Raw genomic sequence first — 22049 nt, forward strand, 5'->3', positions numbered from 1 at the left:
AGCACCGCGCTCACGACAGCCCCCTGCGCTTGCGCGGAAGCCACCGCGGCAGCACGTCCCAGATTTCACGCGTGCCAAACAGGCCCTGCGGCCGCGACAGCATCAGCACCACCAGCAGCAGGCCGTAGATGGGCATGCGAATCTGGTCCACCTTCTGCGCGAGGCTGCCCTCCGCGCCGAGCGCGTTGAACAGCGAGCGCATGCCCTCGGGCAGCAGCGTGAGGAAGATGGCCGCGATGATGGCGCCCGTCGTGGAGCCCAGGCCGCCCAGCACCACCATGACGACGATTTCCATCGACTTCACGAAGGTGAAGGAGCCGGGGTTGATGATGGGCACGAAGTGGGCGAAGAGCCCGCCGGCGATGCCCGCGAAGAACGAGGAGATGACGAACGCGCGGACCTTGTAGCCGGTGGTGTCCACGCCCATGGCCTCGGCGGCCACCTCGTCCTCGCGGATGGCCCACAGGCTGCGGCCATGGCTGCTGCCGGCGATGCGACGCGCCACCAGCACCACGAGGAACACCCAGAAGTAGACCATGTACGGGCTGGAGTACTGGGGGATGCCGGACAGGCCCAGCGCGCGGCCGAACGCGTTCGTGTTCTGCACCACCACGCGGATGATTTCGCCGAAGCCCAGCGTGACAATCGCGAGGTAGTCACCGCGCAGGCGCAGCGACGGCAGGCCGACGAGGAAGCCGCACGCCGCCGCGGCCATTCCGCCCGCCAGCAGCGCCACCAGGAAGAGCACCTGGTCGCTGGCCGCCACGGGGAGGAAGGACAGCGCCACCTCCTTGAGGTTCAGCGACAGGAAGCCGGAGATGTACGCCCCCACCGCCATGAAGCCGGCATGGCCGATGGAGAACTGGCCCGTCATGCCGTTCACGATGTTGAGGCTCGCCGCGAGGATGATGTTCACCCCAATCACCGACAGCAGATAGACGGCGAAGGGGGACTCGCTGAGCACCCATTGGAACAGCGCCAGCACCGGCAGCGCCACCAGCACGGGGAAGACGCCGCGCAGCGAGGGAGGAATGGCGGAGCGGGCCTCGGGGACCGGAAGGGCCGGGGTCTCCATCAGACCTTCTCCGCCGCGACGCGGCCGAACAACCCACCCGGCTTCACCAGCAGCACCAGGATGAGGAAGCCGAAGGCCACCGCGTCACGCCAGGTGCTGGCCGCGTAGCCCACGACGAACTCCTCCACCAGCCCCAGCACCAGGGCGCCCACCACCGCGCCCGGCACGTGGCCGATGCCGCCAATCACCGCCGCCACGAAGGCCTTGAGGCCCACGTACAGGCCCATCAGCGGGCTCACCGACGTGTCCTTGATGGCGTAGAGCAGGCCCGCGCCCGCCGCCAGCGCGCTGCTGAGCATGAACGTCAGCGCGATGACGCGGTCGGTGGGGATGCCCATCAGCGCGGCCACGCGGTGGTCCCAGGACACCGCGCGCATCGCCCGGCCGAAGCGCGTGCGGAACACGAGGTACTGGAGGCCCACCATCAGCGCCACGGCGATGAAGAAGCTGATGATCTGCCAGTTCCACACGACGACGTCGCGGTCGCCGATGACAATCCACTCGGTGGGCTCGATGACCTCCGGGAAGGCGCGCGGAGACGCGCCGGGCAGGAAGCCGATGTCGAGCTGGAAGCCGTAGGAGAGCGCGAAGGAGATGCCGATGGCGGTGATGAGCGCCGTCAGCCGGGGCTTCTCGCGCAGCGGCCGGTATGCGAACCGCTCGATGAGGAAGCCGAGCAGCGCGCAGCCCAGCATGGCCACGGCGAAGATGAGCGCCACGCCCAGGAGCGAGCTACGCACCTCGCGCCCGAGGGCGAACGCGGTGGCATAGCCCATGTAGACGCCGACCATCATGACGTCGCCATGGGCGAAGTTGATGAGCTTGAGGACGCCGTACACCATCGTGTAGCCGAGCGCGACGAGCGCGTAGATGGTGCCAGCGGCCAGACCGTTGATGAGATGCTGGAGGAGCTGCGCCATTAGGGATTGACGGTGGTGACGTATTCGGTCTTGCCGTCCCCGACCTTGAGGACGACGGCGGACTTCACGGCGTTGCGCTTGTCGTCCAGGGTGACGGTGCCCGCCACCCCCGGGAAGTCCTTCGTCTGGGCGATGGCGTCGCGGATGGACGGACCGGTGAGGTCCTTCGCGCGCTTGAGGGCCTCAATCGCCACGTGGGCCGCGTCGTAGCCCAGCGCCGCCAGCGCGTCCGGCACGCTGCCGTAGGCGGCCTTGTAGTCGCTGATGAACTTCTGCACGCGCGGGTCCGGGTTGTCCGGCGAATAGTGGTTGGAGAAGTAGCTGCCCTGGATGGCGCTGCCGCCCAGCTCGAAGAGCTTCTCGGAGTCCCAGCCGTCACCGCCCAGCAGCGGAACCTTCAGGCCCACCTCGCGCGCCTGGCGGGCGATGACGCCGACCTCGCTGTAGTAGCCCGGCACGTAGATGCCATCCGGCTGCGTCTTGCGGATGGCGGTGAGCTGCGCGCGGTAGTCGGTGTCGCCCTGGCTGTAGCTCTCCGTGGTGGCAATCTTGCCGCCCATCTCGGTGAACTTGCGCGTGAAGACGTCCGACAGGTCGATGGAGTAGGCGCTCTTGTTGTCCTGGAGCACCGCCACCTTGTTCAGCTTCAGGTTCTCGCGGGCGAACTTCGCCATCACGAAGCCCTGGAAGGGGTCGATGAAGCAGACGCGGAAGATGAAGTCGCCCTTCTGCGTGACGGTGGTGTTGGTGGACGAGGGCGTAATCATCGGCACGCCCGCGGCCTGCGCCTTCTCCGCCATGGCCAGCGAGTTGGACGAGGCCACGTCGCCGAGGATGAGCACCACCTTGTCCTGCGTAATCAGGCGCGTGGTGGCCTGCGCGGCCTCCTCGGGCTTGCTCTGGTTGTCGTAGACGCGGATGGCCAGCTTCTTGCCCTTCACGCCGCCCGCGGCATTGGCCTCCTTGAGGGCCATCTCGATGCCGTTGCGGGTGGAGATGCCGAAGGTGGCCTGGCCGCCGGTGAGCGCGCCCACCTGGCCGAGGAGGATGACGTCGGAGCCGGCGGGGACCTCACCACCGCCCGGAGGAGGCGTGGCGGGCTGCTGCTGTCCCTGCTGCGCGGTCTGCGCGCCACCCTCACCGGATGGAGCGGGCTGCGTCTTCTTCTCGCACGCTGCCGCGAGGACGGCGAGCGCGGCGAGCAGCATCGGGGCAAGGCGTCGCATGCGGGGCTTCCCTCCAAGGGGGGATGACGGCAAAGCCCCGGTTTTCTAGGGGAGGGTTTCCAATGGGTCAAGCTCGCAGCCCGCGCGGGGCCACTCCCACACGCTGCGTGCAGTGCGTCAGTCAGGAGTGCAGGCCGTCCACCGGGCCTTCGTGGAGCACCTCGCCCCGCTCCTCGATGTCTGCTGTCTCCCGGCGGACGGTGGTGTGCACCTGGCGCAGCTCCTCCTGGGTGGACTTGGAGACGACGACCTCCTGCCAGACGTGGGCCGTCTTGGTGAACTCCACCTGCTCCTCATAGAGGGGGATGACGAGGGTGGCCTCCTCGAAGGGCGTCACGCCGCCCGGCACCGTCCGCTCGTCCGCCGTCCGGGCGCCCTCGGCCCCGGCGTCCTCCGCCTTCACCCGCTCCACCACCAGCTCCTCGCGGCGCACGGGGATGGAGAAGTGTTTCACCTCGGTGCGCACCACCTTGCGGATGCGCACCTGCCCCACCTCGTGCGGCACGGCCCGAGGCTGTGCCTCCTCGTGGGCCAGGGGGATGATGATGTCCTGCGAGTCCACGGCGTAGCCGGTCCGCGACTCCGCGTCCCCCTCCCCGCGGGTGCGGGGGCCGGGGCTCAGCTGGTCCTTCGTGAGGCCGAGCAACACCTCGCCGTCCCTCACCTCCACCACGTCGCCGTAGCGGGCCACGTAGTCCCGAGAGCGGAGCAGCCCGCGCTCGACGACGAAGGTGTCCTCACCGCAGCCCACCACGGTGCCCAGCTTCACCCCGTCCGCCGTGAAGACCCGCATCCCTTCCTGTACGTCCTTGCGCATCCGCTGCTCCTCTCAGAGTCATGGGGCCCGCTCGGCTCACCCGGAGGTGGACGCCTGGGCCTCGTGCCAGGGTTGCTCCCTGCCGCTGGGCCCGCGCCGGGGCCTGCGTTCCAATGCGCGGAGCGCCGCGTCTCCGGACGGCGCCTTCACGGGGGCCGCCGCGTGCTGCTCCAGCAACGCCAGACGGCGACGCCGCGCCTCCCTGCGCCGGTCCGCTGTCAGCGCGGCTTCGTCCAGCGCCTCCTGGGCCAGGTCGGACGCCTCGGTCCCCACGGCGCCGGCTGTCTCGTGCTCCGCCCTGAGCGCGGAGCCGCCCGCTGAGTGCTCCCCCCCGTGCGCGAAACCGTCCGCCGCAGGCGTCGTCCCGGGCGCGGAGCGGGCGTGGCGACGTCGGCGCACGAGCCCTCCGGTCAGCAGCGCGGCCAACGCGCCCGCCGTCCAGCCCACGCGAGCGGGGGAGCGCCCCGGCTTCACATGAAGGAAGTGACGCAGGCCGCTCAGCATGAGGGGCGCTCCCAGGCCCGCCGCCGCGCCACCCAGCAGCAGCTCGCTCCACCGCCCGCGTCGCGTGCTCTCCTGCTCAGTGCGCATCAAGGCCTCCCTCTCCCGAGTGGGCACTCCCGACGCCGCCAGGGCGTGTGCGTACGAAGGTGGGGTGGGCCCACTCCCCAAGGAAACCCCTCATGCGGCGCTGCCCGCCTGCCTTCGGTGCTCCTCGCCCCGAGAGGAGGCAGGGAGGCATGCCTGCGTTCGGGCGGGCAGGCACATGGGCGAGCCCCCTGGCCACGCCGCACGTCCCCTGTCGTTTGGCCCACCCGCTCCCACCTTCCCGTTTGAAGACCGGAACGCGGGGGCTGCCCAGGGCCTCGTGCAGGCGCACGGGGCAGGCAATCACCAACCCCCTGGGACCACGCGCGCTCCGGCACACCCCACCCTGGTCACAAGGAGCCAGCCATGTTCCAACGCAGCAACGTGAGAGAGGGAATGGTCGTCCGCAGCATCGACGGCGAGAAGCTCGGCAAGGTATTCGCCGTGGGCGACGGCGAGTTCCACATCGAGAAGGGCCTCTTCTTCCCGAAGGACTATCTCGTCCGGTACTCCGAAATCAGCGACATCCGGGCGGATGAAATCATCCTGAACCACGGCAAGGAGGCGCTGCGGAGCCTGGGGCGTGACGACAACCGCTACGCCACGGACACGGGTGCGACGGCGGGCCTGGGCGGCGGCGCGGGCGTGGGCCCCGGCGCGGTGGGAATCCCCGCGGAGCGCACCGCGACAGGATATGGCTCCACCACGACGGGCCTGGGGACGGACACCACGATGTCCGGCAGCGGCCTCGGCACCGACACGCGCATGGGCCTGGGCGGCGAGCGCACCGTGACGGGCCGCACGGAGGACGTCTCCATCCCCGTGCACAAGGAGGAACTGGACGTCCTCAAGCGCGAGAAGCAGGCCGGTGAGGTACGCGTGAAGAAGGACGTGGTGGAGGAGGAGAAGGTGGTGGACGTGCCGGTGCGCCGCGAGCGCGTGCGCGTGGAGCGCCGCGACGTGACGCCGGACCGCCCGGCCATGGGCGCCTCCTTCCAGGAGGAGACAGTGGTGGTGCCGCTGCGCGCCGAGGAGGTGGAGGTCCAGAAGCGCGCCGTGGTGGATGAGGAGGTCATCATCCACAAGGACGCCATCGAGGAGGAGCGCCGCGTCTCGGAGAGGGTCCGCCGCGAGGACGTGAGCATCCGCACCGAAGGCGACGTGGAGGGCGCGCGCTCGCTCGAGTCGCCCACCGACGACCCGTCCAAGCGCGGCTACTGAGCCGCCGCCACGGCCGGAAGTCCGGGCTTCAGCGCGCGGACTTCCGAGGCGGAGGACGCACCTGCGTCTCCTCCGCCTCCACCGGTGAGACACCGGGCCTTCCCGCGGCCTCGGTGCGGTCCATGCGGGTGAACTCGCGCAGCCGGTCCGGGAAGTGCTTCGACGTGAGCCTCGCCAGCTCCACGTCCTTCGCCGGACGGCACACGTCCGACAGCCGGTCCGCCATCTCCTGCGCGCTGCCGAAGCGCGCCTCGGGCCGCTTGGCCAGCGCGATTTCGAGCACGTCCCACAGCGGCCGGGGCATCGAGTCCGGCCGGGGCAGCCGCTCGTCGCAGATGGCCTGCATGGAGGCCAGCTCATCCCCCCGGTCGAACGCGCGGCGCGCGGTGAGCGCCTCGTAGAGGATGAGCCCCATGGCGAACAAGTCGCTGCGCGAGTCCAGCCGCTGGCCCCGCGCCTGCTCCGGGGACATGTAGAGCGGCTTGCCCTTCACGATTCCCGGCAGCGTCACCGTGCGCTGCGCGCGCGCCTTGGCCACGCCGAAGTCCAGCACCTTCACCCGCCCGTCGAACCCCACCATGAGGTTGTGTGGGGACAAGTCGCGGTGAACGAGGTGCAGCGGCGCGCCGTCCTCGCCCTTCAGGCCGTGCGCGGCCTGGAGCCCCTGCAGCGCCTGCACCACCACCGCCACCGCGTGCTCCGCCTGCAGCGGGCCCTTCAGCGCGCGGATGAGCCGGTCCAAATCCACGCCGCGCACCAGCTCCATGGCGATGTAGTACGCGCCCTGCGCCTCGCCGAAGTCGTAGACGTGGACGAGGTTGGGGTGCGACAGCCGCAGTCCGATGCGCGCCTCGTCCAGGAACTGCTGGACGATGGAGGGGTCCGCGGAGAGGTGCGGGAGGATGCGCTTGAGCGCCACCAGCCGGCCCAGCCCCTCCGGCCCGCGCGCCCGCGCCACCAGCACCTGCGCCATGCCGCCGGTGCCCAGCGGCGTCACCACCTCGTACTTGCCGATGCGGCCGCGCGGCACGGGCGTGTCGTCCAGGGCCAGCTCATCCAGCCGCTCCAGCGCGTTGCGCCCGTCCATGAGCGCGAGGAAGCCCAGCACCGCCGTGTCGAGCTGCTCGCCGATGGCCTCCACCAGCTTCATCACCAGCCCGCCGCCGTCCTCGAAGCCGCCCTCCACCACCAGCCCCATGCCGCCCAGCTCCAGCTTCCCCAGCTTCAGCCGGGTGCAGAAGAGCATCCGCCCGTCCTTCAAGCGGTGGGGCCCCGTCCAGCGCGCCGCCTCGAAGACGTCCACGCCCAAATCACCCAGCACACGCGTCAGCACCGGGCCCTTCGTGCCGCGAAGGGACACGAACCCCGCGGGCGCGTGCACCATCCGCGCGCACTGCGTGAGGAACACGTCCACCCCGGCGTCCAAATCCAGTCCGCGCTCGAGGCAGTCCTCGAGAATGTCGTCCGCCATCCGGTGCACCGCCACCAGGCCGCGCAGGAAGGCGACTTCCGTCTGCAGTGAGGGAAAGTCCACGGGACCCATTCAACACCCGTGGGTGACATGCCTGGAAGCCGGGGTATCCCCGTACACCCCGCAGGGTGGGTGTTACACGCGCTCCCGGTCCTTCAACGAGACACTGGCGGTAAGGCGCTCGGGCGTGCCGATACGGGACGGCGGGAGGCCGCGCTCGTCGATGAGGCCGTGGGCTTCCAGCACGCGCTCCAGGTGGGCGATGCGCTCACGGAGCAGCGTGGTGTCGGAGGCGCCGAGCTGCGCCTCGCGCAGGCGGATGAAGGCATCCACCAGCGGCTTGAGAGAGAAGCGCAGGGTGAGCCCCAGCATGGGGATTCCAATCACCATGGTCACGATGAGGACGGTGGTGACGGCTTCGGTGACTTCCATGGCGGGTGCCTCTGGCGGACTGCGGGGTTGCCGCAGTCTACGCCCGGGCGCGGAAACGATTGCACGCGCCCGGTGGAGGCACCGGACGAATCAGCTCGCCTGACCCGTGTAGATGGCGTCCGCGATGCGGTAGGCGCTGCCCTCCAGACGCTGGAAGGCGTCCTTGAGCGCGCCTGCGTCGGTGGTGTTGAGCAGGCCCTTGAGCCGCTCAAGGTCCGACTTGATTTCCTCGCGGTCCTTCTCCGACAGGAGGCTGGCGTACTCCTCCAGGCTCTTCTCCGTCGTGTAGATGAGCCCGTCCGCGTTGTTGCGCAGCTCCGCCAGCTCCTTCTTCTTCTTGTCGTCCGCCGCATGCGACTGGGCGTCCGTAATCATCCCCTGGATTTCCGCCTCGGACAGGCCGGAGTTGCTCACCACGCGCACCTGCTGGACCTTGCCGGTGCCGAGGTCCTTGGCGCCGACGTGGACGATGCCGTTGGCGTCGATGTCGAAGGACACCTCGATTTGCGGCACGCCGCGCGGCGCGGGCGGAATGCCGACGAGCTCGAAGCGGGCCAGCGTCTTGTTGTCCGCCGCCATCTCGCGCTCGCCCTGGAGCACGTGCACGCTCACCAGCGGCTGGTTGTCCACCGCCGTGGAGAACACCTGGCTCTTCTTGCAGGGGATGGTGGTGTTCTTGTCGATGATTTTCGTGAAGACGCCGCCCGCCGTCTCGACGCCCAGCGACAGGGGCGTCACGTCCAGGAGGAGGACGTCCTTCACCTCGCCCTTGAGCACGCCGCCCTGGATGGCCGCGCCCACGGCCACGACTTCATCCGGGTTGATGCCCTTGTGCGGCTCCTTGCCGAAGAACTCCTTCACCTTCTGCTGCACGCGCGGCATGCGCGTCATGCCGCCCACCAGGAGCACCTGGTTGATGTGCTGCGCCGTCACGCCCGCGTCCTTGAGGGCAATCCGGCACGGTTCAATCGTGCGGTCCACGAGGTCCGCCACCAGCGCCTCGAAGGTGGCGCGGTCCACCGTCTCGGTGAGGTGCTTGGGGCCGCTGGCGTCGGCGGTGATGAACGGGAGGTTGACCTCCGTCTCCGGCGCGCTGGACAGCTCGTGCTTGGCGCGCTCGGCGGCCTCCTTGAGGCGCTGCAGGGCCATGCGGTCCTTGCGCAAATCCAGGCCGTTGTTCTGCTCGGCGAAGCGCTTGGCGAGGTAGTCGATGAGCCGCTGGTCGAAGTCCTCGCCGCCGAGGAACGTGTCGCCGTTGGTGCTCTTCACCTCGAAGACGCCGGCGTTCAGCTCGAGGATGGAGATATCGAACGTGCCGCCGCCGAGGTCGTAGACGGCGATGCGCTCGGTGCCGCCGTCCTTCACCTTGTCCAGGCCGTACGCGAGGGCCGCGGCCGTGGGCTCGTTGATGATGCGCAGCACGTTGAGGCCGGCGATGCGGCCCGCATCCTTGGTGGCCTGGCGCTGGCTGTCGTTGAAGTAGGCGGGAACGGTGATGACCGCCTCGGTGACGGGCTCGCCGAGGTAGTCCTCCGCCGTCTGCTTCATCTTCATCAGCACGATGGCGGAGATTTCCGGCGGGCTGTAGCCCTTGCCGCGAATCTCCACCCACGCGTCGCCGTTGGGGCTGGGCGCCACGCGGAACGAGCTCACGCCGATGGCCTTCTTCGCCTCGGGGGAGTCGAACTTGCGGCCGATGAGCCGCTTCACCGCGAAGACGGTGTTCTCCGGGTTGGTGATGGCCTGCCGCTTGGCAATCTGCCCCACGAGGCGCTCACCGGAGTCGGTGAAGCCCACCATGGAGGGGGTGGTGCGGCTGCCTTCACTGTTCGGGATGACCACCGGCTCGCCGCCCTCCATGACGGAGACGCACGAGTTGGTCGTCCCAAGGTCGATTCCAATCACCTTGCCCATGACGGTTTACTGGCTCCCCCCCGAAGAATCTTGGGTCTGCGGGGGAACAGGAGTCCCCTCGGATGCGGACGCGGTGGCCGGAGCGGCCTCCGCGGACTCGGTGGCGACAGGCGCGGGCGCCGCGGCGGGCGCGGGGGCCTCGGCGGGCGGGCGCGCGACGACGACCATGGCCGGACGCACCAGGCGCTCGTTCAGGTAGAAGCCACGAACGACCTCATAGGCCACGTGGCCCGCGGGCACGTCCGCCGTCTCCACCTGCTGAATCGCCTCGTGGACGCGCGGGTCGAACGGCTGGCCCTTCGCGCTGAAGGACTTCACACCGTGGCGGGCGAGCGCGTCCTCGAAGGACTTGCGCGTCATGGCCACACCCTTCTGGAAGCTGTCGATGTCCGGCGACTTCGCCGCGGCGTCGAGCGCGCGGTCGAGGTTGTCCATCACCGGGAGCAGGTCCTTGAGCAGCTTCTCCGAGCCGAAGCGCTGGACCTCCTCCTTCTCCTTCTGCGCGCGCTTGCGGTAGTTCTCCAGGTCCGCGGCGGCGCGGATGGTGCGCTCCTGCGCGTCCTTGGTGCGCTCGTGCGTCTCGCGCAGGCGCTCCAGCGTCTCCCGGGCCTTGGCCTGGCTGAACTCGAGCTGCGCCTTGAGGGACTCCACCTCCTGGCGAAGCGCCGCCACCTCTTCGGGCGTCGCCTCGGCGGCGGGGGCGCTGGCGCTCTCCTCGGGCGGAGGAGCGTCGGCGGCGGACTCGTCGGCGGAAGCCCCGGGGGCCTCCACCTCGATGACCGTCACCTCGTCGTCCTCGTCCATGCGACGCTCGACGCTGCGGACCGCCGCGTCGATGACGTCCTGCCCGATGTCCGTCTGGATGCTGCCCTTCTCGTTCGAGCCGGCCACGGCGCGCACTATGTCACGCACCCGGGGCTGTTCCAACTCAGGGAAACGACTGGCAGAACCCAAACCTGGGGTGCGAGCGGGCTGGCTTCACACGTAGCGGAACTTCACGCTCCGGCGGTGGGCTTCTTCGCCCGGCCAATCGTCTTCTTGGAAGTCGATGCGGCTTTCTTGGCGGCGCCCTTGGACGCGGCCCCCTTGGAGGCGGCCTTCTTGCGGCCGATGGACTTGGGGGCCGCCTTCTTGGCCGCGCGGCCCTCCGACTTCGGGGCGCCGGCGGTGGCGGAGGCTGGAGCCGAGGCCGTCCTGGAAGTCGCGCCGGCCTTCGGGGGCTCGGCCTGCTGGCCGGACTCCTCGGGCTTGAAGGCGCGCTCGACGGCGCCCTCGACCTGGCGCACGGCCGTTTCGATCTTCTCCGTCGCCACCTTGCTGGTAGTGGCGGCCCAGGTGCGCAGCTGCTCCAGGCCCTCCTTCACGCGGGTCTGGTTCTCCGGGTCCTTCACCTCCTTGAGGAGGCGCTGGGCCTCACCGCGCAGGTCCTCGGTGGTGCGCTTGAGCTCGTCGCCGGTGCGCTTGAGGAAGTCCATCAGCTGCTTGTCCCACTTCTCGGCCATGTGCTGTGTCCTCCGTGGGGCGGCGGGGCCCCCCTTCATGAATCATGGCACCGCGCGCTCGTTTGGGGCGCAAAACCTTCCCAGGCTTTCTGGAGTCACGCACGAGCGCGACGGTGATTGCTCCGGCTACTGGAAGACGTGAACACCTTGCTACACGCCTCGTGCACGCGAGAGCGGAGAAGCGCTAGAGTGTTGCGCACTTCGGGCCACCCCACCGAAGCCCTGCCGGAGCCCGCCGACATGTTGTCTGCCCGAGTGGTCGGGACGCTCGCCGTCCTCGTCCTGCTGTCCGCCTGTCCCGAAGGTCGCGGAGACCCGACGGACGGCCCACGGCTGCCCACCAACGAGCTGTCCGCCACCACGGTAGGCGTCACCTACGAGACGCAGTTGTCGGCCACCGGAGGCGCCGCACCCCTGAACTATGCGGCCACCCGCCTGCCGCCCGGGTTCACCTTCAACGCGTCCGACGCGAAGCTGACCGGCCCGGGCACCGAGTCCGGCGAGTTCAGCATCACCGTGAGCGTCCGGGACGCAGTGGGCAGCGAGGACACCCGCACCTGGGAGCTGAAGGTGTGGCCCGCGCCCGTGCTGGGGGACGAGTCCGTGCCGGGCGCCATCGTGGGCACCAGCTACTCGCACGTCTTCGCCAGCTCGGGAGGCCGGCCGCCGCTGCGCTGGTCCGTGGTGAACGGGCAGTTGCCGTCGGGCCTGTCGCTCACCCAGGAGGGTGTGCTCAGCGGCGTGCCGCAGGGGCGCGGCATCTATTCCTTCACCCTGCGCGTGCAGGACGCCAGCGGGGCCACGTCCGAGTCGTGGCGCGGGCTGGAGGTGGTGGGCCCGGGAGAGCAGCCCGACGCGGGCCCGCCGCCGACCACCCTGCCGCTGTCGGTGGGCAACTGGAACATCGAGTGGTTCGGCGACACCCTGTACGGCCCGTCGGACGAGCCGCTGCAGCTGGCCAACGCGGAGGCCGTGCTGGCCGACGCGGGCGTGGACTTCTGGGGCCTGGGCGAAATCGTCAGCACGGCGCAGTTCAACGAGCTGAAGGCTCGGCTCGGGTACGACGGCTTCCTCTCGGACGACAGCACCCGCGTGTCCGCCGGCACCGGTTACTACACCTCCACCGAGCAGAAGCTCGGCGTGCTCTTCAAGTCGGACGTGGTGAAGGTGCTGAAGGCGGAAGTCGTGCTGGTGGACAAGGACTTCGACTTCGCCGGGCGGCCGCCGCTGCGGGTGGACCTGCGCGTCACCCGGGGCGGCTCCAGCGTGGACTTCACCGCGCTCGTCGTGCACCTGAAGGCGCTCGCGGGCACCGAGGAGTACCAGCGGCGCCTGGCCGCGGCCGGCTGGCTCAAGAGCTACATGGACACCAACCTGCCCACGCAGCGGGCCATGATAGTGGGCGACTGGAACGACGACGTGGACGTGTCCACGACGACGAACCCGTCCACCCAGTCGAAGTACGACACGCCCTTCCGCAACTTCGTCAACGACACGCAGCGCTACACCTTCATCACCCAGGCGATGTCGCTGGCCGGCATCGGCAGCACGGTGGGCCGCAGCACGTTCATCGACCACCAGCTCGCCACCAACGAGATGGCCACGAACTACGTCGCCAACTCGGCCCAGGTGCTGAGGCCGACCATCGCCAGCTACAGCTCCTCCACGTCCGACCACTACCCCGTCATCAGCCGCTACGACTTCGGGCAGGCCGCGCGCGCGCTGAAGGTCACCGCGCCCAACGGTGGGGAGACGCTCACCTCCGGCACCACGTACGCCATCACCTGGACGGCGAATGGCGTGGATACGGTGAAGATTCAGTACTCGGTGGACAACGGCACCACGTGGCGCGACATCGTCGCTTCGGTGTCCGCCGCCACCGGGCGCTACACGTGGACGGTGCCCTCGGACAACTCCGGCGGCGCCCGCGTGCGGGTGAGCGACACGCGCGACGCCACCTTCTTCGACGCCAGCGACAACACCTTCGTGCTGAACCACGCCGCCGCGCAGGTCTTCATCAACGAGTACCTGCCCCACCCGAACAACCTGCCCGGCTCGAATCCCCCGGCCCCGGACTACGACCAGATGTTCGTGGAGGTGCTCAACACCGGCAGCACGGCGGTGGACATCAGCGGCTGGAAGATTCACGACGACAAGTCGTACAGCGGCGCGGAGCCGGTGCGGCACGTCTTCCCGGCCGGCACCGTGCTGCAGCCGGGCAAGGTGTACACCGTCTACGGAGGCGCCTCGGCGGTGCCGGCGGGGGTGAGCAACGTCGCCTACGCGAGCGGCGGCGACGGGCTGCGCTTCAACCGCGGCGTCAACGTGGGCAGCAGCGGAGACACGGTGTACCTCGTCCTGTCGGACGGCACCGTGCAGGACAGCAGCGCCTACCGCGACACCCTCCAGGGCACCTCGTACAACCGGAGCCCGGACGCCAGCATCACCGGCACCTGGGTGCAGCACACCACGCTGAACTCCAGCCTCACCGCCTCGCCCGGCAAGCGCGCCAACGGCTCCGCGTTCTAGGCAGGCGGCGCTTCACCTCCGGCGCCCGGGTGGGCTCCACAGCCTCCCCGCCTCGCCCGAGCGACTCGGCGCTCCAGGAGGCGGCGCTTCACCTCCGGCCTGTACCGGACACATGGCCCACCTCTGTCTCCCGAGTCGGCAGGGAGGCCGGGCGGTCAGGGGACGCGGCGCGCTCCCGTCCCCGGGGTCGGCCCGGCATGGAGACACGCTCCAGACCGCGAGCCGCACCCCACATATAAGGAGGGGGCGCCATGGTGGAGACGCTGACGCTGTACCGTCCGGTGGGGCTGAAGGAGGCGGAGCTCGTGCTGGCCGCTGACTGCGCGGGCTTCCCGCCCCGGCTGCCGGACCAGCCCCTCTTCTATCCCGTCATGAACGCGGACTACGCGCGGCAGATTGCCCGCGACTGGAACGCGCCGGACGCGGGCTCGGGGCACGTGGGCTTCGTCACCGCCTTCGACGTGGACGCGGCGTTCGCCACCCGCTACCCCGTGCGCACGGTGGGGGCTCGCGCCCACCAGGAGCTGTGGGTGCCCGCGGAGGAGCTGGTGGACTTCAATGCCCACCTGGTGGGCCCGGTGCGCTTCACCGAGGTCTGGTATGGCGCGTCGTACCAGGGCCCGGACTCGCCGCTGGGGCCGCTGACGGGGCAACTGGAGGCCCTGCACGCGGCCGACGAGGCCCGGCTCCGTGAGCTGATCCACGCCCGCCCGGCCCTCTTCCTCTGCAACCACGGCTGGTGGGAGTCCACTCCCTCACAGACACAGGGGCTGGAGGACGAGGTCCGGAACGACCTGCTCGGTCGGGTGCGCACGGCATGGGCGGCGGCCTGGCCCGCGTGGCCCCTGCCCGGCCGGGCGCCCAACCCGGAGCGACACCTTCCCGCCAGGCGGCAGTAGTCCCGGCCAGCATCCCCTGCTTCCGCGCATGCGGAGGCAGGGGCCCGCCCGGGTCGTTCAAGACCGTACGACCTCCACCGCGCAACGAATCGGGCCCTTTCGCTCAAGAAATCGACGGCTCGTCGTTTCTGCCGACAACCCAGATTTCGAGCCCGTTCCGTATCCCTTTTCGTGAGGGAGCCGGACGGCGCGGGCACGGTGCCCGTGCCGGCTCGCCTGGGACGGAGACTCCGTGCTGCCAGGAAACGACAGGTCCGTCTTGGACGCGTTCCGCCGGGGGGACGCGGCCGTGCTCACGCTCGTCTATCGGACGTACTCGCCGGAGGTGCTCCGGTACCTCTCGCGGAAGTTCGCTGTGGGCGGTGAGGCGGGCACGCGGACGGTGGGGCTGTCCGCGCTGGATTTGGACGCCGCGCACCAGGAGACCTTCGTACGCGCCTTCCGGCCCAACATGCGGCAGGCCTACGACGGGGTGCGCCCGTACCTGGGCTTCCTGCTGACGGTGGCGCGCTCGACGGCCATCGACCTGATGCGGGCGTCCGGGCGCGTGGCGCGCGAGGCCGTCCCCATGGATGACGCGCCGGAGTTGGGCCACCTGCCCACCGAGGGGCGCAGCCCGGAGGAGGAGGCGCTGGGCACCGAGGTGCGCGTGCTGGTGCGCCGCTTCCTGGACGCGCTGTCGGAAGAGGCGCGCGCGCTGGCGCAGCTTCGCTTCGTGGAGGGGTTGTCGCAGGAATCCGCCGCCGAGCAGCTTCAGCTCACCCGAGGAGAGGTCCGGGTGCGCGAGAAGCGGCTGCGGACGCAGTTCACCGAGCATCTGAAGGCCTCGGGCTGGCTCGACACGTCGGCCGAGCCCGGGCGGATGGAGCTGGGAGTCCTCCTGGCCTCGCTCGCCCTGTGTGCGATTGGGAGCATGCCATCATGAGGTGGTACGAAAGACACATCGACGCCAGTCTGCCGCGCTGGTCGCTGGGGGCGCTGTCCTCCCAGGAGTCCGCCCGCCTGCTGCGCCACGCTCATGGTTGCGCACGCTGCGGCCCCCGGTACGAGCGTTGGGCCCAGGCGCACCGCGCGCTCGAGGGTAACGTGGACCTGCCCTCCTCCGTGGAGCAGCAGGCGCTGACGGACGCCGGGCTCGCGGCGGCCCTCGCGGCGGCGGCGCCCCAGGAAGCGCAGTCGCGCTGGCCCTCGCTGGCGGTGCTCGGCGGCGCGCTGGCGGCCGTCTTCCTCGCGGTGCTGCTGTCCCAGCCCGAGACCACCGTCAATCCGAAGGAGTTCACCTCGCGGGGCGACGGTCCCATGCCCGGCGTGGCGCTGCGCATCTTCTGCTCCGCCGCCGGCAAGCCCATGCGCGAGCTGCACGCGGGCGACGCCTGCCAGGCCGGCGCCATGCTGGCCTTCGCCGCCGGCGGCAGCGCGCCCTACACCCACGTGGCCGTGCAGGTGCGCGGCGCGAAGAAGGCGGAGGTCGTCGCGGGGCCCTTCTCGCTGCCCGGAGCGCTGGGCAAGGAAGGCCCCCTGGAGCTGACCGTACCCATGCCGCAGACGGCGGGCGTGGTGGTGGTGACGGCCGCGTTCTCGGACCGCCCGGCCGCGGCCCTGGCGACCCTGCGCGGAGAGCAGCACGAGGGGTCGGTGGTGCTCAGGCAGGAGGTCAAGGTAGAGGAAGGTCCATGAAAAACCTCGGACTGCTCCTCGGGGCCGTCGCGCTGCTGCTGGCCCGCGGCGCCTCGGCGGAAGGGGTGGTGCGCCGCGCGCTGGTCATCGCCCACAACGGGAGCGATGACCCGGCGCTGCCGGACCTGCGCTTCGCGGACGACGACGGCGTGCTGTGGGCGGAGACGCTCCAGCGGCTGGGCGTGGAGACGACGCTGCTCGTGGACCCGGACGAGGTGACGCGCGCGGGCGGCCGGCCGGTGCTGGCCGGGGCGCGGCCTCCCACGCCGGACGAGGTGAAGCGCGAGGTCGCCCGGCTGCGCGCGGCCAGCCAGGCCGACGACGAGCTGGGGCGCCAGACGGACGTGCTCGTCGTCTACGTGGGCCACGGCAACACGGACGAAGCGGGGCGCGCGTACTTCACGCTCCAGGGCGGCCGGCTGGACAAGTCGAGCTTCTACTCCGACGTGGTGGACCCGCTCGGCGCGGACTACGTGCACCTCATCGTGGACGCGTGCCGCGCCTCGGGCGTGGTGGGCAGCCGCGGCGGCGGTACGGACGCGGCCGTGCTGGCGGAGCTGCGCGGCATGCTCGCGCGCGAGCAACTGGCCACCCGGCCCAGCGTGGGCGCCATCTTCGCGGAGAGCGACGACGGCGAGACGCACGAGTGGTCCCGCATCCGCGCCGGCGTCTTCAGCCACGTGGCGCGCTCCGGCCTCATGGGCGCGGCGGACATCAACGGCGACGGGAAGGTGGAGTACAGCGAGCTGGGCGCCTTCGTGTCCGCGTCGCTCCAGGCGGTGAAGGGCCTGCCGGCGCGGCTCACCCTCCACGCCTTCGCCCCCATCGCCGACCCGCGGCGCCCGCTGGTGGGCCCGGCGCCGGGAGGCCCCAGCCTCACGCTGCCCTCGGGCTTCGAGCACTCGCGCATCTCCGTGGAGGACGCGGACGGGCGGCGCCTGGCGGACGTGCGGCGCTCCGAGGACCAGTACGTGCTGCTGCGGCTGCCGGAGCGCGACGTGTACTGGGTGCGCACCCCCACCGCCGAGGCCCGCATCACCCTGGCGGAGCTGACCACCGGGGTGGTGAACATGACCGCGCGCGAGCTGCAGGAGCGCGGCCCCGCGGAAGAAGCGCTGCGGCGCGGCCTGTTCGCGGTGCCGCTCGACAAGGGCTTCTACGAGCAATACGTGGCCACCGCCGGGCTGGTGCCGGTGGAGCTGGGCCGCGCCTTCCCGCCGGCGGAGGGTGGCGTGCTGCCGCACCTGATGCTGCGCTCGCCGGAGACCCGGGGATGGGATTTGGGCCTGACGGCATCGCGGGCCCCACTCGGCCTGAACACCTTCGCCATGGGCCCGAGCGTGGCATTGCGGGCCGAGCTCGCGCCGAACCTCTATTACGGCGTGCGCGGCACCTACGCGCTGACGCCGGTGGCGCGCGACGGCATCCGCCTGCACCGCGCCACGGTGCAGGGCCTCGTGGGCACGGAGGGGCTGTACCGCACGCCGCTGTTCCTGGAGGTCGGTGCGGGCTGGGGCTTGCTGGGGGCGACGAAGGGCGCCGCTCGCATGGCCGACCCGGCGGTGCTCACCACGCACGCGGCCGCGGGGGTGACGGCGAAGGTGTCGGGCCTGCGTCTGCGGCTGGCGGCCACGCTGTCCGCGGACCGCGTCACCCTCAGCGGGGATGACTACTGGGACCGGTCCTACGGTATCGAGCTGGCGCTGCGGCGCTGAGGCAGGGCGGGTGATGAGGCACGTGTCGAAGAGGGGGATGTGGCTGGGCCTGTTGGCGCTGGTGGCCGGCTGTGATGGCATCGACCTGGAGCAGCTCGTGAAGCAGCACGAGCCGCTCAGCCGAATCACCCAGGAGCCGGAGGGTGCCCACTGCGCCCATGGCGGCAAGGTGGTGCGGACGGGGTTGGACCTGGACGACGACGGCGTGCTCGCCGACGGAGAGGTGAAGACCACCGAGTACCTCTGCGACTCCGCCATTCCCGGCGTGCTGGCGCTGGTGACGCAGATACCCGCGGGGGAGAAGTGCCGCTCTGGCGGCTGGCTCACGCGCGCCGGGCTCGACCTGAATCGCAACGACGCGTTGGAGGACTCCGAGGTCACGCGCGAGGTCTACGGCTGCAACGAGCCGGAGAAGGTCGTCACCCGCGTGCGCGCGCTGCAGGGGCCTCCGTTCCCCTGCCAGTCGGGCGGGGCCATGGTGGAGTCGGGCGTGGACCTGGACCTGGACGGCGCGCTGGGCGACTCGGAGCGCCAGGCCCTGGCCGTCGTCTGCAGCGCCCCGGCCCTCGTCAAGACGCGCCTGGTGGCGGAGGGCACCAGCAATGCCTGTCCCAACGGCGGCACGCGCGTGGATGCCGGCCTGGACGACGACGGCGACGGTGCGCTCGAGGACTTCGAGGTGGCCGCGAGCGCCCGGGTGTGCAAGGGCCTGCTGACGTATGACGGCCCCTACGTCATCCGGACCGCGGCGGACGTGGCGGCGCTCGAGCGAATCTCCCGCATCCGGGGCCCGCTCCTGCTCTCCGCCACGCCGGTGACGGCCGTCTACCTCCCGGAGCTGACGACGGTGGAGGGCCAGCTCCTCATCGACAGCAACAGCGAGCTGACGCGCGTGGAGCTTCCGGGCCTGCGCTACGTGGAGCAGGACGTGCGCGTCGACTTCAACGCCAACCTGACGACGCTCACGCTGGGCGACAACGCGAGCGCCCCGACGTGGGTGGGCACCAACGTCAACGTGGAGACCAACCCGAAGCTCACCACCCTCTCCGGCCTCGGCGCCCTGGTGCCGCGAGGAAGCATCGTGGTGAACGACAACGACGCGCTCGAGTACCCGGGGGTATTCAGCCGTCTCTTCGAGCTCACGGGCAACGTCGTCGTCGACAACAACGACGCGCTGGTGGAGCTGCCCTTCGCGAACCTGCGGCAACTGGGCGGCAACGTGTCCATCCGGCACAACCCGGCCCTGCTCTCGCTGGCCGGCACGGCCCTGGTGCGCGTGGGGGGAGATTTCGGCGTCTCCGACAACGACGGCCTCCTCAGCCTGGCGGGGGTGGCGCGGCTGGAGTCCGTCGGCGGCCAGCTCATCGTGCAGGACAACGACTCGCTGCTGGCCACCTCCGGGATGACGGCGCTCACGCACGTGGGGTCGCTCCAGGTCCAGGGCAATCCCCTGCTGTCCTCCGCGGGCGAGTTCCCCCTCCTGAGCACCATCGACAACGCGCTCATCATCTCCGGCAACGCGCAGCTGACGTCGCTGGGGAACTTCATGCGCATCCAGCACCTGGGCCTGCTGTACGTGGGCAACAACCCGGTGCTGACGAACTTGAAGGGGCTCGACCAGGTGCAGACGATGGGAAGCCTCAGCCTGGAGAACAACGCGGCCCTGACGAACCTGCTGGGGCTGAACACGCTGCGAGCGCTGGACGAGCTGAACCTGGTTGGCAACGCGAACCTGGCGCGAGTCGACATCCCCACGCTGGAAAACGTGGCCACCACCTTCACCGTGGTGGACAATCCGAAGCTGCCCACGTGCCGGGCCACGGCGCTCGCGACGCAGGTCTTCACCGGCGTCGCGGCGCAGATTACCGGCAACGACAGCACGGCCACCTGTGATTGAGCACCCCGCGGGGCGCGGTCCGCCGCGCCCTCGTGGAACGGAAGAGAAGAAGAGGCACCGATGCGATGGACGTGGATGGCGGCGCTGGTGCTGGTGGCGGGCTGTGACGGCATCGACCTCAAGCAACTGGTGCGGCAGCACGCGGCGCTCACGCGGGAGGCCGGGGAGGACTCCGGCGAGAACTGCGAGCACGGCGGCACGGCGGTGCAGTCGGGCGTGGACCTGGATGACGACGGGGAGCTCGACGACGGCGAGGTGACGGGCACCCGGTACATCTGCTTCGAGGTGCTCACGTCCCAGCGGACGGAGCCCAAGGGGGCGAACTGCGAACATGGCGGACAGGCGGTGCTGTCGGGCGTGGACGTGGACTCCAGCGGCACGCTCGAAGAGGCCGAGGTGTCGGCCACCGCGTACGTCTGCGCCACCGCCGTTCCGGACGTGCTGGTGACCACGCAGCCGGTCCCCTCCGGGCAGAGGTGCCCCCTGGGCGGACAGCGGGTCCAGGCCGGGCATGACGCCGACGGCGACCACCTCCTCGATGACGGGGAAGTCACCAGCGAGGTGTACGGGTGCACGGAGAAGGAGCCGGTGCTCGCGCGTCTCAGCGTGCTGCTGGCCAATCCCTTCGGCGGGGGCTGCCGCACCAACGGCACCCTGGTGGAGGCGGGCTCGGACGTGAACCGGAACGGGGAGCTGGAGGACGGCGAACTGCGGGCCACGGTGCCCCTGTGCGCCAGCTTCAACCAGGTCATCAAGCGCCTGCGTCCGGAGCCGGCCGGCGTGACCTGCCCCACGGGTGGCACCGCGGTGGACGTGGGCCAGGACACCGACGGGAGTGGAGCGCTCGGCGACGACGAGGTCCTCGCCAGCGCGTACGTGTGCCAGGCGACCCTGACGTACGACGGGGACTACGTGGTGGACGACGCGGCGGATGTCCTGGCGCTGGAGCCCATCTCCCGAATCCGCGGCACGCTGCGCATCCAGAACACCGCTCCCGAGCAGGTGCGGCTTCCGAACCTGGTGTTGGTGGACGGAGGGGTGCGCGTCACCTCCACCCTGAGCCTGAAGCACCTGGAGCTGAAGGGCCTGCGCTACGTGGGAATGGAGCTGTACCTGGGATACAACAGCATCCTGGACACAGTGGAGATGGGCGTGGGCTCGGGCACGGGTCTGGAGCCAGCGGTGTGGGTGGGGACCAACCTGGTACTCATCTCCAATCCGAAGCTGACGACCCTGGTCGGGCTGGAATTCGTGGCCCCGCGCCGCGACTTCACCCTGGAGAACAACGACTCGCTCGAATCCCCGGCCCTGCTCCCGTTCGTCGAGGAGCTCACCGGCAACATCTACATCGGCGACAACGACGTGCTGCGGGAGCTGCCGCTGTCGAACCTGCAGCGGGTGGGTGGCACGGTGGCAATCGCCGCCAACCCCGCCCTCACCTCGCTGAATGGCCTCAACAGCCTGACGAGCGTCGGTGGCAACCTGTCGGTCCGCGACAACGACGCGCTGGAGAGCCTGACGGGCCTGCCGGTGCAGCGCGTGGACGGCACGCTGGACATCTCGGGGAACGACGGCCTGACGTCCATCGGAAAGCTGACCGGCCTGGAGCGGGTGGGCGCCATCTCCATCACCGGCAACTCCGCCCTGGAGACGGTGTCCGACCTGCCCGCGCTGGAGCTCGTCGACGGCGAGCTCTTCATCGGCGCCAACGCGAAGCTGCGGGCCGTGAAGGACCTGCCCGCCCTCGGGTACGTGGGAGGGACGCTCTCCGTCCGCGGCAACCCGCTGCTCCATGACCTCTCGGGCTTCGGACGGCTGCTGCGCCTGGACAAGCTCGACGTGCGCAACAGCGACGCGCTGGAGAGCCTGGGCGACCTGAGCGGCCTGCGCGAGTTGGAGGAGCTGGTGGTGCAGGCGAACCCGAACCTGACGCGCCTGGGCCTGACGGGGCTGACGCGGGTGGACACGCGCTTCGTCGTCACGGACAACGCGAAGCTGCCCACGTGCCGGGCCACGTCGCTCGCGGACGGTGTGTACCTGGGCCCCGCAGGGGAGCGGGTCATCGAGCGGAACGACGACGTCACCGCCTGCGGGCCGTAGACGGACACGCAGCCGCGCCCATCGCCCTGCCAGGCATGGCTTCCTGGCAGGCGCGCGCCATGACAG

Annotated in this window: 18 protein-coding genes; 8 read left to right on the forward strand and 10 right to left on the reverse strand. The window is 70.4% G+C overall.

Going from position 1 to position 22049, the window contains the following annotated elements:
* Positions 1 to 10 precede the first annotated feature (10 nt).
* The 5 genes from ACVTJA_RS46650 to ACVTJA_RS46670 form a co-directional block, all read right to left on the reverse strand.
* Entirely contained in the window at positions 11 to 1075 is a 1065-nt protein-coding gene (locus ACVTJA_RS46650; protein ID WP_465830603.1) for a branched-chain amino acid ABC transporter permease, read from the reverse strand.
* Positions 1075 to 1995: a branched-chain amino acid ABC transporter permease gene (locus ACVTJA_RS46655; protein ID WP_465830605.1), complete on the reverse strand. Its 921-nt coding sequence runs from the start codon at positions 1993 to 1995 to the stop codon at positions 1075 to 1077. Before ACVTJA_RS46655 ends, ACVTJA_RS46650 begins: the two co-directional genes overlap by 1 nt.
* Positions 1995 to 3221 carry an ABC transporter substrate-binding protein gene (locus ACVTJA_RS46660; RefSeq protein WP_465830607.1) on the reverse strand — a complete coding sequence of 409 codons (1227 nt, stop codon included), beginning with the start codon at positions 3219 to 3221 and terminating at the stop codon, positions 1995 to 1997. Before ACVTJA_RS46660 ends, ACVTJA_RS46655 begins: the two co-directional genes overlap by 1 nt.
* Positions 3222 to 3342: 121 nt before the next feature.
* The gene (locus tag ACVTJA_RS46665) at positions 3343 to 4038 is read right to left on the reverse strand and encodes a YsnF/AvaK domain-containing protein (protein ID WP_465830610.1); all 696 of its coding nucleotides are present in this window, start codon (positions 4036 to 4038) and stop codon (positions 3343 to 3345) included.
* Between the two features lie 36 nt (positions 4039 to 4074).
* Positions 4075 to 4629 (reverse strand): hypothetical protein, encoded by a 555-nt coding sequence (locus tag ACVTJA_RS46670; RefSeq protein ID WP_465830612.1) that lies wholly within the window; start codon positions 4627 to 4629, stop codon positions 4075 to 4077.
* A gap of 363 nt (positions 4630 to 4992) precedes the next feature.
* On the opposite strand from ACVTJA_RS46670, the gene ACVTJA_RS46675 reads away from it, so the two are divergent.
* The gene (locus ACVTJA_RS46675) at positions 4993 to 5847 is read left to right on the forward strand and encodes a DUF2382 domain-containing protein (RefSeq protein ID WP_465830613.1); all 855 of its coding nucleotides are present in this window, start codon (positions 4993 to 4995) and stop codon (positions 5845 to 5847) included.
* Positions 5848 to 5875: 28 nt separating this feature from the next.
* Here the strand turns inward: ACVTJA_RS46675 and ACVTJA_RS46680 are convergent, their stop codons facing one another.
* The 5 genes from ACVTJA_RS46680 to ACVTJA_RS46700 all read right to left on the reverse strand — a co-directional run bounded on the left by ACVTJA_RS46680 (position 5876) and on the right by ACVTJA_RS46700 (position 11166).
* The gene (locus ACVTJA_RS46680) at positions 5876 to 7390 is read right to left on the reverse strand and encodes a serine/threonine-protein kinase (RefSeq protein WP_465830615.1); all 1515 of its coding nucleotides are present in this window, start codon (positions 7388 to 7390) and stop codon (positions 5876 to 5878) included.
* A gap of 63 nt (positions 7391 to 7453) precedes the next feature.
* On the reverse strand, positions 7454 to 7750 hold the full coding sequence (locus tag ACVTJA_RS46685; RefSeq protein WP_465830617.1) for a hypothetical protein: 297 nt from the start codon (positions 7748 to 7750) through the stop codon (positions 7454 to 7456).
* Positions 7751 to 7840: 90 nt separating this feature from the next.
* Entirely contained in the window at positions 7841 to 9664 is a 1824-nt protein-coding gene (gene dnaK, locus ACVTJA_RS46690; protein WP_465830619.1) for a molecular chaperone DnaK, read from the reverse strand.
* Between the two features lie 6 nt (positions 9665 to 9670).
* Positions 9671 to 10564 (reverse strand): nucleotide exchange factor GrpE, encoded by an 894-nt coding sequence (gene grpE, locus ACVTJA_RS46695; RefSeq protein WP_465840686.1) that lies wholly within the window; start codon positions 10562 to 10564, stop codon positions 9671 to 9673.
* Between the two features lie 95 nt (positions 10565 to 10659).
* Complete coding sequence (locus ACVTJA_RS46700; RefSeq protein ID WP_465830621.1) at positions 10660 to 11166, reverse strand: transcriptional regulator; 507 nt, start codon at positions 11164 to 11166, stop codon at positions 10660 to 10662.
* A gap of 240 nt (positions 11167 to 11406) precedes the next feature.
* Between ACVTJA_RS46700 and ACVTJA_RS46705 the strand changes: the two genes are divergently transcribed.
* The 7 genes from ACVTJA_RS46705 (at position 11407) to ACVTJA_RS46735 (ending at position 21983) form a co-directional block, all read left to right on the forward strand.
* The gene (locus ACVTJA_RS46705) at positions 11407 to 13695 is read left to right on the forward strand and encodes a lamin tail domain-containing protein (protein WP_465830623.1); all 2289 of its coding nucleotides are present in this window, start codon (positions 11407 to 11409) and stop codon (positions 13693 to 13695) included.
* Between the two features lie 251 nt (positions 13696 to 13946).
* On the forward strand, positions 13947 to 14594 hold the full coding sequence (locus ACVTJA_RS46710) for a hypothetical protein (RefSeq protein WP_465830625.1): 648 nt from the start codon (positions 13947 to 13949) through the stop codon (positions 14592 to 14594).
* A 232-nt stretch (positions 14595 to 14826) separates the two neighbouring features.
* The gene (locus ACVTJA_RS46715) at positions 14827 to 15519 is read left to right on the forward strand and encodes an RNA polymerase sigma factor (protein ID WP_465830626.1); all 693 of its coding nucleotides are present in this window, start codon (positions 14827 to 14829) and stop codon (positions 15517 to 15519) included.
* Positions 15516 to 16271, forward strand: coding sequence for a hypothetical protein (locus tag ACVTJA_RS46720; RefSeq protein ID WP_465830627.1), 756 nt, complete (start codon positions 15516 to 15518; stop codon positions 16269 to 16271). The genes ACVTJA_RS46715 and ACVTJA_RS46720 overlap by 4 nt, the downstream gene beginning before the upstream one ends.
* On the forward strand, positions 16268 to 17986 hold the full coding sequence (locus ACVTJA_RS46725; RefSeq protein ID WP_465830629.1) for a caspase family protein: 1719 nt from the start codon (positions 16268 to 16270) through the stop codon (positions 17984 to 17986). Before ACVTJA_RS46720 ends, ACVTJA_RS46725 begins: the two co-directional genes overlap by 4 nt.
* A gap of 22 nt (positions 17987 to 18008) precedes the next feature.
* On the forward strand, positions 18009 to 19883 hold the full coding sequence (locus ACVTJA_RS46730; protein WP_465830630.1) for a DUF7151 family protein: 1875 nt from the start codon (positions 18009 to 18011) through the stop codon (positions 19881 to 19883).
* 60 nt (positions 19884 to 19943) lie between these two features.
* The gene (locus ACVTJA_RS46735) at positions 19944 to 21983 is read left to right on the forward strand and encodes a DUF7151 family protein (protein WP_465830631.1); all 2040 of its coding nucleotides are present in this window, start codon (positions 19944 to 19946) and stop codon (positions 21981 to 21983) included.
* Positions 21984 to 22049 lie beyond the last annotated feature (66 nt).

This window comes from Pyxidicoccus sp. M6 (assembly GCF_055568925.1).

Excerpts from the sequence above, each read along its gene's own strand:
- ACVTJA_RS46650 (WP_465830603.1), bottom strand. The coding sequence starts at position 1,075 with ATGGAGACCCCGGCCCTTCCGGTCCCCGAGGCCCGCTCCGCCATTCCT.
- ACVTJA_RS46655 (WP_465830605.1), bottom strand. The coding sequence starts at position 1,995 with ATGGCGCAGCTCCTCCAGCATCTCATCAACGGTCTGGCCGCTGGCACC.
- ACVTJA_RS46660 (WP_465830607.1), bottom strand. The coding sequence starts at position 3,221 with ATGCGACGCCTTGCCCCGATGCTGCTCGCCGCGCTCGCCGTCCTCGCG.
- ACVTJA_RS46665 (WP_465830610.1), bottom strand. The coding sequence starts at position 4,038 with ATGCGCAAGGACGTACAGGAAGGGATGCGGGTCTTCACGGCGGACGGG.
- ACVTJA_RS46670 (WP_465830612.1), bottom strand. The coding sequence starts at position 4,629 with ATGCGCACTGAGCAGGAGAGCACGCGACGCGGGCGGTGGAGCGAGCTG.
- ACVTJA_RS46675 (WP_465830613.1), top strand. The coding sequence starts at position 4,993 with ATGTTCCAACGCAGCAACGTGAGAGAGGGAATGGTCGTCCGCAGCATC.
- ACVTJA_RS46680 (WP_465830615.1), bottom strand. The coding sequence starts at position 7,390 with ATGGGTCCCGTGGACTTTCCCTCACTGCAGACGGAAGTCGCCTTCCTG.
- ACVTJA_RS46685 (WP_465830617.1), bottom strand. The coding sequence starts at position 7,750 with ATGGAAGTCACCGAAGCCGTCACCACCGTCCTCATCGTGACCATGGTG.
- dnaK (WP_465830619.1), bottom strand. The coding sequence starts at position 9,664 with ATGGGCAAGGTGATTGGAATCGACCTTGGGACGACCAACTCGTGCGTC.
- ACVTJA_RS46700 (WP_465830621.1), bottom strand. The coding sequence starts at position 11,166 with ATGGCCGAGAAGTGGGACAAGCAGCTGATGGACTTCCTCAAGCGCACC.
- ACVTJA_RS46705 (WP_465830623.1), top strand. The coding sequence starts at position 11,407 with ATGTTGTCTGCCCGAGTGGTCGGGACGCTCGCCGTCCTCGTCCTGCTG.
- ACVTJA_RS46710 (WP_465830625.1), top strand. The coding sequence starts at position 13,947 with ATGGTGGAGACGCTGACGCTGTACCGTCCGGTGGGGCTGAAGGAGGCG.
- ACVTJA_RS46720 (WP_465830627.1), top strand. The coding sequence starts at position 15,516 with ATGAGGTGGTACGAAAGACACATCGACGCCAGTCTGCCGCGCTGGTCG.
- ACVTJA_RS46725 (WP_465830629.1), top strand. The coding sequence starts at position 16,268 with ATGAAAAACCTCGGACTGCTCCTCGGGGCCGTCGCGCTGCTGCTGGCC.
- ACVTJA_RS46735 (WP_465830631.1), top strand. The coding sequence starts at position 19,944 with ATGCGATGGACGTGGATGGCGGCGCTGGTGCTGGTGGCGGGCTGTGAC.